This is a genomic window from Martelella mediterranea, assembly GCF_021021415.1.
Classification (GTDB): Bacteria; Pseudomonadota; Alphaproteobacteria; order Rhizobiales; family Rhizobiaceae; genus Martelella; species Martelella mediterranea_C.
The window spans coordinates 64,109-78,859 of the sequence record NZ_JAINWJ010000020.1 but is presented as its reverse complement, the minus strand read 5'-3'; the positions used below and the strand labels follow the sequence as shown (position 1 = coordinate 78,859).

The 14,751-nt window shown below is 61.7% G+C and carries 16 protein-coding genes; 6 read left to right on the top strand and 10 right to left on the bottom strand.

The window, feature by feature from the left end; genetic code table 11:
* Positions 1-79: 79 nt before the first annotated feature.
* From aroQ to aat, 4 genes are read left to right on the top strand one after another with little or no spacing between them, the layout of a single operon-like run.
* Positions 80-517: a type II 3-dehydroquinate dehydratase gene (aroQ, locus tag K7H91_RS14105; protein ID WP_230720908.1), complete on the top strand. Its 438-nt coding sequence runs from the start codon at positions 80-82 to the stop codon at positions 515-517.
* A gap of 22 nt (positions 518-539) precedes the next feature.
* Entirely contained in the window at positions 540-1,016 is a 477-nt protein-coding gene (gene accB, locus K7H91_RS14100; RefSeq protein WP_230720907.1) for an acetyl-CoA carboxylase biotin carboxyl carrier protein, read from the top strand.
* A gap of 15 nt (positions 1,017-1,031) precedes the next feature.
* Positions 1,032-2,378, top strand: a complete 1,347-nt coding sequence (accC, locus tag K7H91_RS14095) for an acetyl-CoA carboxylase biotin carboxylase subunit (protein WP_230720906.1) — start codon at positions 1,032-1,034, stop codon at positions 2,376-2,378.
* Positions 2,379-2,381: 3 nt separating this feature from the next.
* On the top strand, positions 2,382-2,999 hold the full coding sequence (gene aat, locus K7H91_RS14090) for a leucyl/phenylalanyl-tRNA--protein transferase (RefSeq protein ID WP_230720905.1): 618 nt from the start codon (positions 2,382-2,384) through the stop codon (positions 2,997-2,999).
* A 7-nt stretch (positions 3,000-3,006) separates the two neighbouring features.
* Here the strand turns inward: aat and K7H91_RS14085 are convergent, their stop codons facing one another.
* The 5 genes from K7H91_RS14085 to gatB all read right to left on the bottom strand — a co-directional run bounded on the left by K7H91_RS14085 (position 3,007) and on the right by gatB (position 6,728).
* On the bottom strand, positions 3,007-3,417 hold the full coding sequence (locus tag K7H91_RS14085) for a DUF2155 domain-containing protein (RefSeq protein WP_230720934.1): 411 nt from the start codon (positions 3,415-3,417) through the stop codon (positions 3,007-3,009).
* A gap of 332 nt (positions 3,418-3,749) precedes the next feature.
* The gene (locus K7H91_RS14080; protein WP_230720904.1) at positions 3,750-4,148 is read right to left on the bottom strand and encodes an NADH:ubiquinone oxidoreductase subunit NDUFA12; all 399 of its coding nucleotides are present in this window, start codon (positions 4,146-4,148) and stop codon (positions 3,750-3,752) included.
* A gap of 88 nt (positions 4,149-4,236) precedes the next feature.
* On the bottom strand, positions 4,237-4,725 hold the full coding sequence (locus tag K7H91_RS14075) for a GNAT family N-acetyltransferase (RefSeq protein ID WP_230720903.1): 489 nt from the start codon (positions 4,723-4,725) through the stop codon (positions 4,237-4,239).
* Positions 4,718-5,221 carry a GNAT family N-acetyltransferase gene (locus K7H91_RS14070; protein ID WP_230720902.1) on the bottom strand — a complete coding sequence of 168 codons (504 nt, stop codon included), beginning with the start codon at positions 5,219-5,221 and terminating at the stop codon, positions 4,718-4,720. Before K7H91_RS14070 ends, K7H91_RS14075 begins: the two co-directional genes overlap by 8 nt.
* 4 nt (positions 5,222-5,225) lie before the next feature.
* On the bottom strand, positions 5,226-6,728 hold the full coding sequence (gatB, locus tag K7H91_RS14065; protein ID WP_230720933.1) for an Asp-tRNA(Asn)/Glu-tRNA(Gln) amidotransferase subunit GatB: 1,503 nt from the start codon (positions 6,726-6,728) through the stop codon (positions 5,226-5,228).
* Positions 6,729-7,031: 303 nt separating this feature from the next.
* On the opposite strand from gatB, the gene K7H91_RS14060 reads away from it, so the two are divergent.
* Together K7H91_RS14060 and K7H91_RS14055 are read left to right on the top strand one after the other, a co-directional pair.
* Positions 7,032-7,289, top strand: coding sequence for a YjhX family toxin (locus K7H91_RS14060; protein ID WP_026173266.1), 258 nt, complete (start codon positions 7,032-7,034; stop codon positions 7,287-7,289).
* Positions 7,290-7,442: 153 nt separating this feature from the next.
* Positions 7,443-8,873, top strand: a complete 1,431-nt coding sequence (locus K7H91_RS14055) for a DUF1254 domain-containing protein (protein WP_230720901.1) — start codon at positions 7,443-7,445, stop codon at positions 8,871-8,873.
* A 79-nt stretch (positions 8,874-8,952) separates the two neighbouring features.
* Here the strand turns inward: K7H91_RS14055 and K7H91_RS14050 are convergent, their stop codons facing one another.
* From K7H91_RS14050 to glmM, 5 genes are all read right to left on the bottom strand, one after another.
* Positions 8,953-9,225 (bottom strand): hypothetical protein, encoded by a 273-nt coding sequence (locus tag K7H91_RS14050; RefSeq protein WP_230720900.1) that lies wholly within the window; start codon positions 9,223-9,225, stop codon positions 8,953-8,955.
* Positions 9,226-9,255: 30 nt separating this feature from the next.
* Positions 9,256-10,011: an EAL domain-containing protein gene (locus K7H91_RS14045; protein ID WP_230720899.1), complete on the bottom strand. Its 756-nt coding sequence runs from the start codon at positions 10,009-10,011 to the stop codon at positions 9,256-9,258.
* A 118-nt stretch (positions 10,012-10,129) separates the two neighbouring features.
* Entirely contained in the window at positions 10,130-11,725 is a 1,596-nt protein-coding gene (gene serA / locus K7H91_RS14040; protein WP_230720898.1) for a phosphoglycerate dehydrogenase, read from the bottom strand.
* 77 nt (positions 11,726-11,802) lie between these two features.
* On the bottom strand, positions 11,803-12,981 hold the full coding sequence (locus K7H91_RS14035; protein ID WP_230720897.1) for a phosphoserine transaminase: 1,179 nt from the start codon (positions 12,979-12,981) through the stop codon (positions 11,803-11,805).
* Between the two features lie 353 nt (positions 12,982-13,334).
* On the bottom strand, positions 13,335-14,693 hold the full coding sequence (gene glmM / locus K7H91_RS14030) for a phosphoglucosamine mutase (protein ID WP_230720896.1): 1,359 nt from the start codon (positions 14,691-14,693) through the stop codon (positions 13,335-13,337).
* Between the last annotated feature and the right edge of the window lie 58 nt (positions 14,694-14,751).

Sequence of the window (14,751 nt, the reverse complement as noted above, 5' to 3'; positions counted from 1 at the left end):
ATCCCGGCAACGGTGTGTCTTGGGGCTTTTCCTGTAAGGCTTGAACGTCTATAGGAGAAGGCGAAACCGGAATTGATGCATGACACGCGCGATCTTCGTCCTCAATGGACCAAATCTCAATCTGCTGGGCCAGCGCGAGCCCGGCATTTACGGCGATATGTCGCTCGCCGCAATTGAGACGGAATGCCGCAAACTCAGCGAAGAACTCGGTTTTTCGATAGACTTCCGGCAGTCCAATCATGAGGGCGTGCTTGTCGACTGGCTTCACGAGGCCAATGAGAAGGCGGCCGGCGTCGCCATCAATCCCGGTGCCTACGGGCATACATCCATTGCGCTTCACGACGCGATCCGCGCCATTGCCGTGCCGGTCGTGGAGCTCCATATCTCCAACATTCATGCCCGCGAGGCGTTTCGCCACAAGAGCATGATATCGCCTGCGGTGAAGGGGGTTATCTGTGGCTTCGGACAAGATAGCTACCTTCTGGCGATACGCGCTCTCAAAACCCTCGCGGAATAACAAGAACAAAGGAAAACATCCCATGGCAGAACAGAAGAAGGCTGTTGACGCGAAGCTCGTGCGTGAACTGGCGGTCATCCTCAACGATACCGAACTGACGGAAATCGAGGTCGAGCAGGAGGGCATGCGCATCCGCGTCGCGCGCGAAGTCATGGCGGCTCCGCAGCAGATGATGCACTACGCCCCTGCCCCGTCCGCCGCTCCGGCTGCGCCCGTGCCTTCCGCTGCCGCAGAGCCGGCCGCCGCTGTCGCCGCGCCGAAGCATGACGACGCCGTCAAGGCGCCCATGGTCGGCACGGTCTATCTCGCGCCCGCGCCCGGCGCCCGCCCCTTCATCGAAGTCGGCGCCAACGTCAAGGAAGGCCAGACCCTGCTGATTATCGAAGCCATGAAGACGATGAACCAGATCCCCGCGCCCAAGAGCGGCAAGATCGTGCAGATCCTCGTCGATGACGCCCAGCCGGTCGAGTTCGACGAAGCGCTCGTCGTCATCGAATAACGGGTGGCAGAGCTCATGTTTTCCAAGATCCTGATCGCCAACCGAGGCGAAATCGCGCTTCGCGTCCTGCGCGCCTGCAAGGAGCTCGGCATCGCGACCGTCGCCGTGCACTCCACGGCCGACGCCGACGCCATGCATGTGCGCCTTGCCGACGAGAGCGTGTGCATCGGCCCGCCCTCCTCGCGCGAGAGCTATCTCAACATTCACCAGATCGTCGCCGCCTGCGAGATCACCGGCGCGGACGCCGTGCATCCGGGCTATGGCTTCCTCTCCGAGAACGCCAAGTTCGCCGAGATTCTAGAGGCCCACGGCATCACCTTCATCGGCCCCACTAGCGAACATATCCGCATGATGGGCGACAAGATCACCGCGAAGACCACTGCGGAAGATCTCGGCATTCCGGTGGTTCCCGGCTCCGCCGGCTCGGTCGATACCGATGACGACGCCTTCCGTACGGCGGAAGAGATCGGCTATCCGGTGCTGATCAAGGCGACGGCCGGCGGCGGCGGGCGCGGCATGAAGCTCGCGCGCTCCAAGGACGACCTGATCGAGGCCTACCGCACCGCGCGCGGGGAAGCAGGCGCCGCTTTCGGCAATGATTCCGTCTACATGGAAAAATACCTCGACAAGCCGCGCCATATCGAAGTGCAGGTGTTCGGCGATGGCGAGGGCGATGCCGTCCATCTCGGCGAACGCGACTGCTCGCTGCAGCGCCGCCACCAGAAGGTCTGGGAAGAGGCGAATTCGCCGGCGCTCAACGTCGAGCAGCGCATGAAGATCGGCGAGATCTGCGCCGACGCCATGCGCAAGATGAAATATCGCGGTGCCGGCACGATCGAATTCCTCTATGAAAACGGCGAGTTCTACTTCATCGAGATGAACACCCGCCTGCAGGTGGAGCACCCGATCACCGAGGCGATCACGGGCATCGACCTTGTGCATGAGCAAATTCGAGTTGCCGCAGGCGCCGGGCTTTCGGTCAGCCAGAAGGACATCACCTTCTCCGGCCACGCGATCGAATGCCGCATCAATGCGGAAAATGCCGCGACCTTCCGGCCCTCGCCGGGCACGATCACACATTTCCACGCCCCCGGCGGGCTTGGCGTGCGCATCGATTCGGGCGTCTATCAGGGCTACAAGATCCCGCCCTATTACGACAGCCTGATCGGCAAGCTGATCGTTCACGGCCGCACCCGCGTGGAATGCATGATGCGGCTGAAGCGGGCGCTCGACGAATTCGTCGTCGACGGCATCGACACGACCCTGCCGCTTTTTCAGGATCTGATCGCAAACCAGGATATCGCCAACGGCGATTATGATATCCACTGGCTGGAACACTATCTGGAAAACAAACCGAAGTAGCTCATGGAAAGAGGCAGCGCAAAAGGCAGCGGCATAACCCCGGAACTGCTTTTGAATGCTTACAGCATCGGCCTCTTCCCCATGTCCGAATCGGCCGAGGATACCGAGCTGTTCTGGGTCGAGCCGGAAGTCCGCGGGATTATCCCGCTGGACGGCCTGCATATCTCCCACAGCCTGCGCAAGCAATTGCGCAGGTCCCCTTACGAAATCCGCTTCAACCACGATTTCGACGGCGTGATGGCCGCCTGCGCCATGCCCGCGCCGGATCGTCCGCAAACCTGGATCAACGCCGAAATCCGCTCGCTCTACAACGCGCTACACCGCATGGGCCACGCCCATTCTGTGGAGGCCTATGAGGATGGCGCGCTTGTCGGCGGGCTGTACGGCGTATCGCTGAGGGCCGCCTTTTTCGGCGAGAGCATGTTTTCCCGCCGGCCGAATGCCTCGAAGATCTGCCTGGTGCATCTGGTGGAGCGGTTGAGGGCCAACCGGTTCCAGCTTCTCGACACACAATTCACCACCGATCATCTGAAGACGATGGGCGCGATCGATATCTCAAAGGATCGGTATATGACGCTTCTGAACGCCGCGCTGGTGTGGCCGGATCAGCCGTTTCCGTGAGGCGTCATTAGGGCGCAGGCACGTCCGCGCTCGCCACGCAATCCGTCAGCCAGACGTCGTAGATCGGGTCTTCCACGGCGTTGAGCGCCGGCGAATCGGCGAACATCCAGCCCGAGAAGATGCGGCTGACATCGTTCTGCAGCGACACCTTGTCGACCTGCACGAAGGCGTCGATACGCTGCTCCTCGGTGTCATCGCGCGAATAGCAGACGCGCGGGGTAACCTGGAGGCGACCGAACTGCACGGTCTCGCCGACATAGGCGTCGAAGGTGTAGGTACGGCCGGTAATCTTGTCGATGCCGCCGAACACGGCGACCGGGTTTTCAACACGGGCGGCAAGTGCTGGCGTCGCCGCTACGAGCGTCGCCGCGACGAGGCCGAATGTCGCGGCCACTTTTCCGAAACCCGATTGACGCATCATTCATCCCTCTAAACTGGAAACGGGGCGACTGCCGCGCGGTTGCTGACAAAGCCCGCCCAGTCTCTTTCGTCACCCTCGGGCTTGTCCCGAGGGTCTAAGCACGTATCAAAACGACAAGCGTCTCGGACCAAACAAACTATCCAAGTACAATCCCTTCACAACGCCAACTCCGCTCGTGTGGAGCGGTGGTTAGATCCTCGGCACAAGGCCGAGGATGACGTCCGTAAAAAGGACAGGCTTGTCAGCAGTTTGACGCGGCGAATAGCGCGCTTGTCTCATTCTCACGCCGGCGAACGATTCGTTACCGTCCAAATGCGGCAGAAACACAGTCAGTCGCCCGGCGTCCAGGCGTCGTAGTCGCCGGTGACGCGGTTGCGCTCGCCCTGAACGGCGAGCGAGCCCTTGGGGCGATAGGCGTAGGCCGTGCCGGTCTGGTTGGGGTTATGCGGCTTTTCCCATTCGCGCGGCTTGTAGCCCTGCTCGGTCGGCGGCGTGTCGATGCGGTGGTGCATCCAGCCGTGCCAGCCGGGGGGAATGGCGGAGGCGTCGGCATAGCCCTTGTAGATCACCCAGCGGCGCTTCAGGCCATAGGTGGACATGCCGCCTTCATAATAGATGTTGCCGAGCTCGTCCTCGCCGACCTTCTTGCCGAAGCGGCGCGTAAACACATCCGTGCCAATGGTCGATCCGTTCCACCAGGTGAACATCTTGGTCAGAAAGCCAGCCATTTTCTTTCCTTCGTCCGGCCGTGCGGCCTTTTGCATATAACCCGTGTATGGCGCGTCATGCCGCTCTTGTCCAGAGCGACGAGACGTCTCATGCGCCGTGAAGTTTCATTTTGAAACCATGATGCGACTGGCGGAAGCCGAGCCGCTCATAGAAGCGGTGGGCGTCTTCCCGCGCCGCGTTGGACATCAGCTGCACCAGCCGACAGCCCTCGATCTTCGCCTCATCGATCGCGGCTTCGATCATCTTGCTCCCGATGCCGCGCCCGCGCCAGTCGGGATGCGTCTGCACCGCCTCGATCGTCAGCGACGCGCCGCCCCTGCCCGTCAGCGTGCGGATATAGGTGGTCTGGAACGTGCCGACGATCATGTCGTCAAGCTCGGCCACATAAAGCGTGTTGCTCGCCGATGCCTTGATCGCCTCGAAGGCATCCCGGTAATCATCATAGGCCTCGTCAGAGGTGGTGTCGCCATGCCCGCCGAGCGTGTCGGCGGCGAAGATCGAGATCAGCACCGGCAAATCGTCAAGCCGCGCCTCGCGGATGACGAGATTTTCCAGATCAGCCGCCCGTTCAGACATTGGCAAGGTCCTTTTCCATGCGGATGGCCGGGATGCCGGAATTGGGCGCGCCGCATTCATTGTGGCGTCCGACCTCGCGCATGCCATGCGCCTCATAGAAGCGGATCGCCGGAGCGTTCTGCGGAACGACCTCCAGTGCGAGCCGCTTCGCATTCGGAAAGCAGGTTTCGATCTCGGCAAAAAGCTGTTCGCCGATACCCTGGCGCTGAAAGCCTGGAAGCACGTAAAGCTGGCTGAGATTGACGGTCTCGGCGTTATCCTTGTCGGGTGCCGCAAAGGCCATGCCGCCAATCATCGTGCCGCTGTCGGCCACCAGGAACTCGCCATGGGGCCGGCGCAGCCGACGCAGCATCGCCTCGGGAGACAACCAGCTATTGACGATCGTCTCGACCTTTTCCGGCCCGAGAATCTCGTCATAGGTCACATGCCAGGTCTCGGCCAGCAGGCTGCACACCGCCGGGATATCCGCCTCCATTGCCGTGCGGACAAAGAACATAGGCTTACTCCGTGACGCCCAGCTTTTCCTTGACCAGCGCCTGCACCGCCTGCGGATTGGCCTTGCCCTGAGAAGCCTTCATCACCTGGCCGACGAACCAGCCGGCAAGCGAGGGCTTGTCCTTGACCTTTGCGGCCTGTTCCGGATTGGCGGCGATGATCTCGTCAACGATCTTTTCGATCGCGCCGGTATCGGTCACCTGCTTCATGCCGCGCTCTTCGACGATCTTTTTCGGGTCGCCGCCCTCGTTCCAGACGATCTCGAACAGGTCCTTGGCGATCTTGCCGGAAATCACGCCTTCCTTCAACAGGTCGAGAATGGCGCCGAGCTGTTCCGGCGAGACCGGTGTCTCGTCAATGCCCTTGCTCGCCTTGTTGAGCGCGCCGAGCAGATCATTGATCACCCAGTTCGCCGCAGCCTTGGCGTCGCGCCCTTCGGCCAGCTTCTCGTAATAATCGGACACCGCCTTGTCGGAAACCAGCACCGAGGCGTCATAGACCGACAGGCCGAGCTTCTCGACGAAACGGGCCTTCTTGTCATCGGGAAGTTCCGGCAGATCCTTCGCCAGTTCCGCGATGAAGGCATCGTCGAATTCGAGCGGCAGCAGGTCCGGGTCGGGGAAATAGCGGTAGTCATGCGCGTCTTCCTTGGAGCGCATAGACCGGGTCTCGCCCTTGACCGGATCGAACAGGCGGGTCTCCTGGTCGATCGCGCCGCCGTCTTCCAGAATATCGATCTGGCGGCGGGCCTCGCTTTCGATCGCCATCCCGACGAAGCGGATCGAGTTGACGTTCTTGATCTCGCAGCGCGTGCCAAATTCACCGCCCGGCTTGCGCACGGAGACATTCACATCGGCGCGCAGCGACCCTTCGTCCATATTGCCGTCGCAGGTGCCGAGATAACGCACGATGGTGCGCAGCTTGGTGACATAGGCCTTGGCCTCGTCGGCCGAGCGCAGGTCCGGCTTGGAGACGATCTCCATCAGCGCCACGCCCGAACGGTTCAGGTCGACGAAGGAGAATGAGGGGTGCTGGTCATGCATCAGCTTGCCGGCGTCCTGCTCCAGATGCAGCCGCTCGATGCCGATCTCGATATCCTCGAAATTACCCTGTTTGTCGGGCCCGAGCGAAATCGTGATCGTGCCCTCTCCGACGATCGGGTCCTTGTACTGGGAAATCTGGTAGCCCTGCGGTAGGTCGGGGTAGAAATAGTTCTTGCGGTCGAAGATCGAACGCTTGTTGATCTTGGCCTTCAGGCCGAGACCGGTGCGCACGGCCTGTTTCACGCATTCCTCGTTGATGACGGGCAGCATGCCGGGCATGGCCGCATCCACCAGCGAGACGTTGGCGTTGGGCGCCTTGCCGAAAGTGGTGGACGAGCCGGAGAACAGCTTCGCATTGCTGGTGACCTGCGCATGCACCTCAAGACCGATGATGACTTCCCAATCGCCGGTGGCGCCGGGAATCAGGCGTTTGGGATCGGGCGTGCGGGTATCGACAATGGTCATGGTCAGCTCATCGTTCATTCACGGGATATCGTTGGTGAGGTAGAGCAAAGTGGGGCAAGACGCAAGCGATTGGGTGGGCCGCAGCCCTTCAAAACCTTGACCTTCAGCCGCAGTGAGATTATCTCGTGTCGGTCAACACGGAGTGTTTATGTCTAACCGTCAGGAATCCCGGTAAGGGCCCTGCCCGCTCTGCCCCTTGGGGCATGATGCGCGCAGCGGCCGAAAACGAAGAGCCCCGCATGGCAATGGCTTGCGGGAAACGTTTTCACGCGTCTTCAGGACGCCCATCCGGAATTGACGACCATGGACATCTCGCGCGATGAACAGCGCATTCTACACCTGCTCGCCCAGGGCGGCAGGATCGAACTCATCAGAACCGAAAAACGCAAGATCGAGCGGATCGACTGCTACACCCGCGAAGGCTGGCGCTATCCGGGTCTCGATCTGACCTTGTTCCGCAAGCTGAAGGCCAAGAGAGCGATCCGCTCGCGCGGCGGCCGCCCCTACCAGATCACCGCAAGGGGACTGGAACTGGTGCGCAGCCAGCCGGACAACCGGTGAATAAGGGGCGCGGCGATTCGATACCGCCGCGCCTCCTGCGACAGACCGTACGCGGTCTGCGTCAACCTGCCGCGGTCCCGAAACTATTACACGTCACAAAATTTCTTCAACTTTGCCGCTAACTCGGGTATCACAACCTAGAGGAGATACCCGATGAAGCTAAAACCAGTTGCCATTGCCGCGCTCAGTCTCGCGGTGACATTCTCGCCGGTGGTCAACGCTCCGCTGTTTGCCCAGACCCAGGTCGAGGCCAAAAGCCCGCTGACCGAGGAACAGGCCAAGGCCATCGTCTATTCGATCTATGTCATGGCCTATCCAATGGTGCTGATGGATGTCAGCACGGCGATCTCCACCAATGTCGCCGAGCCGGGGGGCGTCAGCGCGCCGATCAACCAGTTCGCCAATCTGACGGCCTTTCCCGATGCCTCCTTCGATACCGTCGTCCGGCCCAATGCCAACACGCTCTATTCCTCGCTCACCTATGATGTTTCGAAGGAGCCGCTGATCGTTTCGGTTCCGCCGTCGAAGGGGCGGTACTACCTCTTCCAGATGATGGATGAGTGGACCGAGGTCTATGCCTCACCCGGAAGCCGGACCACCGGCGATGACGCCTATGCTTTCGCGATCGTCGGTCCCGGCTGGCAGGGTAAACTGCCGGACGGTGTAAGGGCCTATCAGAGCCCCACGGCCAATGGCTGGATGCTCGGACGCATCGAAACCAGGGGCAAGGACGATTATGATGCCGTCCATGCCTTCCAGAAAGGCCTGAAGGCCGTGCCGCTCAGCGCCTGGGGCACCGACTATGTTGCGCCAAAAGGCACGGTCAACGCCGCGCAGGACATGACCTCGCCGGTCACCCAGATCGAAAAACTCGACGGCGCGGCCTTCTTTCAGCGCTTCGCCGAACTGATGAAGAAAAACCCGCCCCACGCCAACGACGATTCCGCCGTCGACCTGATGCGCCAGATCGGACTGGTGCCCGGCGAAAGCTACGATCCGTCGAAACAGCCGCAGGCCGTGCAGGACGCCATCGCAGAGGCGCCCGCGAAGGTTCTGCCCTTCATCAAGAACACCTGGGTGAAGTCCGGCGAACTCGTCAACGGCTGGCGGATCAATCTGACCGGGATCGGCAGCTACGGCTCAGACTACATGCATCGCGCAGGCGTCGCCTTTGGCGGGCTTGGCGCCAACAAGCCGGTCGATGCGGTCTACCCCAGCGCCTTCGTGGACGCCGATGGCAATCCGTTCGACAGTTCCAACAACTACGTCCTGCATTTCGACAAGGGCGAGACTCCGCCGGCGCGCGCCTTCTGGTCGGTCACGCTCTACAATCAGGATCAGTTCTTCGCCAAGAACCCGATCGACCGCTACACGCTCGGCAGCAACGATCCGCTGAAGAAAAACCCCGACGGCTCGGTCGATATCTACATCCAGCGCAAATCGCCCGGCAAGGACAAGGAAGCCAACTGGCTGCCGGCGCCCGAGAGCGGCCACTTCAGCCTGACCATGCGCCTCTACTGGCCGGAGCTCGCCGTTTTGAGCGGCGCGTGGAGCCCGCCGGCGGTCGAACTTGCAAATAATTGAGTGCGACTAGAAAGGGCCGCGCCTTTTAAGAAGGCACGGCCCTTTCTTCATCCTGGAATGACTCGGGTGGGCGCCGTGATCAGGCCCCGGCAATCTCCGCCCGCAGCGCCGCGCATTCCTCCGCAAGACTTCCCGTCGAAACCGGCCTTCCGGCGCGCCGGTACCAATAGCCGGCATTGCCGTCATCGCCTTCGATCCGGTGGCAGAGCGCGTGAGCGGCATCAAACAGGCTTTCACCCTCATGCCCCTGGCAAAGTTCATGGGTCTCCTCCCATGCCGGGCCCATCGTGAAGCCGGCAGCCGAAAGCTGCTCCAACGCCCGATCGAGCGCGTTCAGCGCGGATGTCTGCATGATCCTCTCCTTGTCATGTAGAGGCGCGGTTCAGCCGCGCCCGTTTATTTCCTCCGGCGTCGCGAGCCGTTCGAACAGCGGCCGGCAGAGATGATAGCCCTGCACCAGTCCGGCCCCGAGACCCGCAAGGGTATCCAGTTCCGCCGCGGTCTCAACCCCCTCGCAGATCACCTCGACCGACATCTCGCCGGCCAGGGCCAGCATGTGACGAACAATCCTCTGGCGCGAGCGGCTACTGTCGATGCCGCGCACCAGCGCCATATCCAGCTTGAGGATCGACGGCGTGACGTCGGCCAGGAGCGACAGTCCGGAATGGCCGGCGCCGAAATCATCGATCGCGGTGCCAAAACCGAGCTCCTCATAGACCGTGAGGATCGCATTGAACCGATCGGCATCGATTTGCTCGCCTTCGGTAAACTCGAAAATCAGCCGCTCGGCGGGCACGCCGCAGCGACGGCTGGCGGACAGGGTCAGCCGGATGCAGGCCCGCGGCTCATAGATCGCGCGCGGCATGAAGTTGATCGAGAGCCGCGCCCCTGTCTCCACAAGTCCGAGCCCGCCGGCAAGCTCGATCGCCTTGACGCGGCAGCGCTGGTCGAACGCATAGAGGTTGTCCTGCGTCACCTTGCTCAAGACGGAGGCAGCCCCCTCGCCGGCAGTGCCGCGCACCAGCGCCTCATAGGCAAAAATCGAGCCGTCGCGGAGATCGATGATCGGCTGAAATGCCATGGAGAAATCAAATGCCAGGGCCTCGCCATCGCGGCAGCCGATACATGTTTCAGGCATTCATACTCTCTTCAATTGACGTGTTCGCGGATACATCTTCGTCAATGTAGAGCACTTTCGACACAAAAAAAGCCCGGCTCCCAAAAGGAAGCCGGGCCGATATTTTCAGAAACTGCCTTTATTCGACCGCGAATTCCAGCGGCTTCGCCTGCTTGATCGCCGGATGGGCGAGCAGCTTGTCGAGAACCTCCTGCTTCGGCTCCTCGTCAACGTAGAGCAGCGCGATCGCATCGCCGCCCTGGTTGTCGCGGCCGAGCTGGAAGTTGGCGATGTTGACGCCGGCATCGCCGAGCGTGGAGCCCATGAAGCCGATCATGCCGGGCACGTCTGTGTTGGCGATGTAGATCATGTGGCGACCGACATCGGCATCCATGTTAATGCCCTTGATCTGGATGAAGCGCGGCTTGCCATCGGAAAACACCGTGCCGGCGACCGAGCGGGTCTGCTTCTCGGTGGTGATCGTCAGCTTGATATAACCATCGTAAACGCCTGATTTATCACGCTTTGCTTCCTGCAGGATGATGCCCTTGTCCTTCACCATGATCGGCGCCGACACCATGTTGACGTCGGCCACGACCGGGCGCAGCAGGCCGGCGAGCATCGCGCTGGTCAGCGCCGTGGTGTTCATGTCGGCGAAGATGCCGTCATAGAGCACCTCGACCTGCTTGATCGGGTTTTCGGTCACCTGGCCGGCAAAACCGCCGAGCACTTCCGCCAGCTTGATCACCGGCTTCAGGCGCGGGGCCTCATCGGCAGAGATCGAGGGCATGTTGATCGCGTTGGAAACAGCGCCCTTCAGCAGGTAATCCGACATCTGGTCGGCAACCTGAAGCGCCACGTTTTCCTGCGCTTCCGTGGTCGAAGCGCCGAGATGCGGTGTGCAAACCACGTTTTCGAGGCCGAAAAGCGGGCTCTCGGTGGCGGGCTCGGTTTCGAATACGTCGAAGCCGGCGCCGGCGACATGGCCGGATTTGATGGCTTCGGCGAGCGCCGCCTCGTCCACAAGGCCGCCACGGGCGCAGTTGATGATGCGCACGCCCTTCTTGGTCTTGGCCAGCGCCTCGGCATTCAGGATGCCGCGGGTCTTGTCGGTCATCGGAACGTGGAGCGTGATGAAGTCGGCCTTGGCCAGAAGCTCGTCGAGTTCGACCTTGGTGACGCCCATCTTCTCGGCCTTGTCCTGCGACAGGAAGGGGTCGAAGGCGATGACGTTCATCTTCAGGCCGAGCGCGCGGTTGCAGACGATCGAGCCGATATTGCCGGCGCCGATGACGCCGAGCGTCTTGCCGGTGATCTCAACGCCCATGAATTTCGACTTCTCCCACTTGCCGGCCTGGGTCGAGGCGTCGGCGGCGGGGATCTGGCGGGCAACGGCCAGCATCAGCGAGATCGCATGTTCGGCCGTGGTGATCGAGTTGCCGAACGGCGTGTTCATGACGATGATGCCGCGGCGCGATGCGGCCGGGATGTCGACATTGTCGACGCCGATGCCGGCGCGGCCGATGACCTTGAGATTGGTCGCCGCCTCGATCAGCTTCTCGGTCGCCTTGGTGGCCGAGCGGATCGCCAGGCCGTCATACTGGCCGATGACTTCGAGCAGCTTTTCCTTGTCCTTGCCGAGCTTCGGCTGGAAATCGACATCGATGCCGCGATCCTTGAATATCTGGACGGCAGCTTCCGACAGCGCGTCGGATACGAGTACGCGAGGTGCCATGATGGCCTCCTTCAAAGAGAATTTTCACCGGGAAAGGGGCTCGCGCCAGCCGGCGCAAGCCATCAGTGCAGCAGGCCTCAGGCCGCCTTGTCGGAAAGCTTGGCCTTTTCAGCCCGGAAGGCCCAATCGAGCCAGCCCATCAGCGCTTCCATATCGGCGGTTTCCACCGTGGAGCCAGCCCAGATGCGAAGGCCGGACGGCGCATCGCGATAGGCGCCGATGTCGTAGGCGACATCTTCCTTGTCGAGCGCGGACACGATCGCCTTGGCAAAGGCGGCCTGTCCGGCATCGTCAAGCGCCAGAACGGCCGGATCGACGATCTTGAGGCAGACGGAGGTGTTGGAGCGCGTTTCCGGCGCTTCCGCCAAGTTTTCGATCCAGTCGTTGTTCTCGACGAAATCGAAGATCACCTTGGCGTTGGCGTCAGCGCGGGCCATCAGACCTTCAAGGCCACCGACCTGTTTCGCCCATTTCAGCGCATCGAGATAGTCTTCGACGCAGAGCATGGAGGGGGTGTTGATGGTTTCGCCGACGAAGATGCCCTCGATCAGCTTGCCGCCCTTGGTCATGCGGAAGATCTTCGGCAGCGGCCATTCCGGGGTGTAGTTCTCCAGCCGCTCGACAGCGCGCGGCGAGAGGATCAGGATACCATGGCCGCCCTCGCCGCCCAGCACCTTCTGCCAGGAGAAGGTGACGACATCGAGCTTGTTGAAATCGAGAGCCTGCGCGAACACGGCGGACGTCGCGTCGCAGATCGTCAGCCCCTTGCGGTCGAAGGGAATGAAATCGGCATTGGGAACGCGAACGCCCGAGGTGGTGCCGTTCCAGGTGAAGACCACGTCATTGTCGAAATTGACAGTGGAAAGGTCGGGGAGCTGGCCATAGGGCGCTTCGATCTTGCGCGCGTCCTTGAGCTTGAGCTGCTTGATGACATCGGTCACCCAGCCCGAACCGAACGATTCCCAGGCAAGCATGTCCACGCCGCGTTCGCCGAGCAGCGACCACAGGGCCATCTCGACCGCGCCGGTATCCGACGCCGGCACGATGCCGATGCGGTAATCGCCGGGAACGCCGAGGATTTCGCGGGTAAGGTCGATCGCTTCCTTGAGCTTCGCCTTGCCGATTTTCGCACGATGGGAACGGCCAAGTGGCGCATCGTTGAGCGCTTCGGGCGTCCAACCGGGACGCTTCGCACAGGGGCCAGAAGAAAAGCGGGGATTGGCCGGACGCACGTCCGGCTTGGTCATATCAGTCATAGTCTACCCTTTCAGATAGTGGCCTCTCGTTGGGGAGAGGTGTCCCGCCGTCGGATATATGGAAGCTTTGGGGTCTTGGCAAGCGAAATAATTGTGACGGCTTAAAAGGGCAAAATCAGCCGCGCGTGGTATTTTGCCGACTGCCAGACGACCGAATACCGCGGTGGCGCTCACGATATCTCAGCCATCAATCTCCCCCCTTGAGGGGGAGATGTCGCGAAAGCGACAGAGAGGGGTATAGGGCATAAACCGCAAGCTCCGGACCCGTTGAGAGGGTTCACCCCTCTCTGCCCCTGTCGGGGCATCTCTCCCTCAAGGGGAGAGATTATGGGCGGCGATGTAGTGTGACGAAATCACGCAGCCGTGCGCACGCTCGCAATCACGTCGATCAGGCCCGAGACGACGCTTTCGACCTGTGCCGGATCGTCGCCCTCGGCCATGACGCGAATCAGCGGCTCGGTGCCCGAGGGGCGGATTACCAGGCGGCCGCGGCCTTTCAGTTCGGCCTCGGCATCGGCGATCGCCTTCTTGACATTGCCGTCTTCCAGCGGCGCCGCGCCGGCGGTGATGCGGACATTGCGCAGAAGCTGCGGCACGGGATCGAATTTGCGGCAGACCTCGCTGACCGGCTTGCCCGCGCGCTTGACGGCGGCCAGCACCTGCAGCGCCGCCACCAGCCCGTCGCCGGTGGTGCCGAAATCGGACAGCACGATATGGCCGGACTGCTCGCCGCCGACATTGTAGCCGTTCTTGCGCATATGCTCGACGACGTAGCGATCGCCGACCTTGGTGCGCACCAGATCCAGATTCATGCCGTTCAGGTGGCGCTCGAGGCCGAGATTGGACATGACGGTGGCGACAACGCCGCCGCCCTTCAATTCCTTGTCCTCAACCAGATTGCCGGCGATCACCGCCATCACCTGATCACCATCGATGATGCTGCCCTGCTCGTCGACGATGATGACGCGGTCGGCATCGCCGTCGAGCGCGATTCCGATATCGGCGCGCACCTCATGCACCTTTTCCTGCAGTGTCTTGGGATAGGTCGAGCCGCATTCCTTGTTGATGTTGAGGCCGTCCGGCTCCGTGCCGATCTCGACCACATCGGCGCCGAGTTCCCAGAGCGCCGTCGGGGCTGCCTTGTAGGCCGCGCCATTGGCGCAATCGACCACGACCCTGAGGCCATGCAGCGTGACATCGCGCGGCAGGGTGCGCTTGACGAACTCGATATAGCGATAGATGTCGCCGTCAACGCGGCTTGCGCGGCCGATCTCGTGCGAGCGGGCAAGCTGGGCATGGAAGTTGTCGCGGTCAATCAGCGCTTCGATCCGCGCCTCGATCTCGTCGGACATCTTGTAGCCGTCGGGTCCGAACAGCTTGATGCCGTTATCGGCAAAGGGGTTGTGCGACGCCGAGATCATCACGCCGACATCGGCGCGCAGCGAGCGCGTCAGCATAGCGACGGCGGGCGTCGGGATCGGGCCGAGCAGATAGACATCGAGGCCGGCCGCGGTGAAGCCCGCCACCAGCGCATTCTCCAGCATGTAGCCGGAAAGCCGGGTATCCTTGCCGATCACCACGCGGTGGGTGTGATCGCCGCGCCGGAAGATCGTGCCGACAGCGATGCCCACGCGCATCGCCAGATCCGGCGTCATAGGAAAAACATTGGACTGACCGCGAATACCGTCGGTACCGAAATATTTACGTGTCATGGCAATCCTCTTCAGCGCCGCGCGCGTCGCGTCGCTCCAAAGCTAAAATACAAACGAG

What these genes read in the sequence shown, in the direction of transcription:
- aroQ (WP_230720908.1), top strand. Translation starts at nt 80, where the DNA reads ATGACACGCGCGATCTTCGTCCTCAATGGACCAAATCTCAATCTGCTG.
- accB (WP_230720907.1), top strand. Translation starts at nt 540, where the DNA reads ATGGCAGAACAGAAGAAGGCTGTTGACGCGAAGCTCGTGCGTGAACTG.
- accC (WP_230720906.1), top strand. Translation starts at nt 1,032, where the DNA reads ATGTTTTCCAAGATCCTGATCGCCAACCGAGGCGAAATCGCGCTTCGC.
- aat (WP_230720905.1), top strand. Translation starts at nt 2,382, where the DNA reads ATGGAAAGAGGCAGCGCAAAAGGCAGCGGCATAACCCCGGAACTGCTT.
- K7H91_RS14085 (WP_230720934.1), bottom strand. Translation starts at nt 3,417, where the DNA reads ATGCGTCAATCGGGTTTCGGAAAAGTGGCCGCGACATTCGGCCTCGTC.
- K7H91_RS14080 (WP_230720904.1), bottom strand. Translation starts at nt 4,148, where the DNA reads ATGGCTGGCTTTCTGACCAAGATGTTCACCTGGTGGAACGGATCGACC.
- K7H91_RS14075 (WP_230720903.1), bottom strand. Translation starts at nt 4,725, where the DNA reads ATGTCTGAACGGGCGGCTGATCTGGAAAATCTCGTCATCCGCGAGGCG.
- K7H91_RS14070 (WP_230720902.1), bottom strand. Translation starts at nt 5,221, where the DNA reads ATGTTCTTTGTCCGCACGGCAATGGAGGCGGATATCCCGGCGGTGTGC.
- gatB (WP_230720933.1), bottom strand. Translation starts at nt 6,728, where the DNA reads ATGACCATTGTCGATACCCGCACGCCCGATCCCAAACGCCTGATTCCC.
- K7H91_RS14060 (WP_026173266.1), top strand. Translation starts at nt 7,032, where the DNA reads ATGGACATCTCGCGCGATGAACAGCGCATTCTACACCTGCTCGCCCAG.
- K7H91_RS14055 (WP_230720901.1), top strand. Translation starts at nt 7,443, where the DNA reads ATGAAGCTAAAACCAGTTGCCATTGCCGCGCTCAGTCTCGCGGTGACA.
- K7H91_RS14050 (WP_230720900.1), bottom strand. Translation starts at nt 9,225, where the DNA reads ATGCAGACATCCGCGCTGAACGCGCTCGATCGGGCGTTGGAGCAGCTT.
- K7H91_RS14045 (WP_230720899.1), bottom strand. Translation starts at nt 10,011, where the DNA reads ATGCCTGAAACATGTATCGGCTGCCGCGATGGCGAGGCCCTGGCATTT.
- serA (WP_230720898.1), bottom strand. Translation starts at nt 11,725, where the DNA reads ATGGCACCTCGCGTACTCGTATCCGACGCGCTGTCGGAAGCTGCCGTC.
- K7H91_RS14035 (WP_230720897.1), bottom strand. Translation starts at nt 12,981, where the DNA reads ATGACTGATATGACCAAGCCGGACGTGCGTCCGGCCAATCCCCGCTTT.
- glmM (WP_230720896.1), bottom strand. Translation starts at nt 14,693, where the DNA reads ATGACACGTAAATATTTCGGTACCGACGGTATTCGCGGTCAGTCCAAT.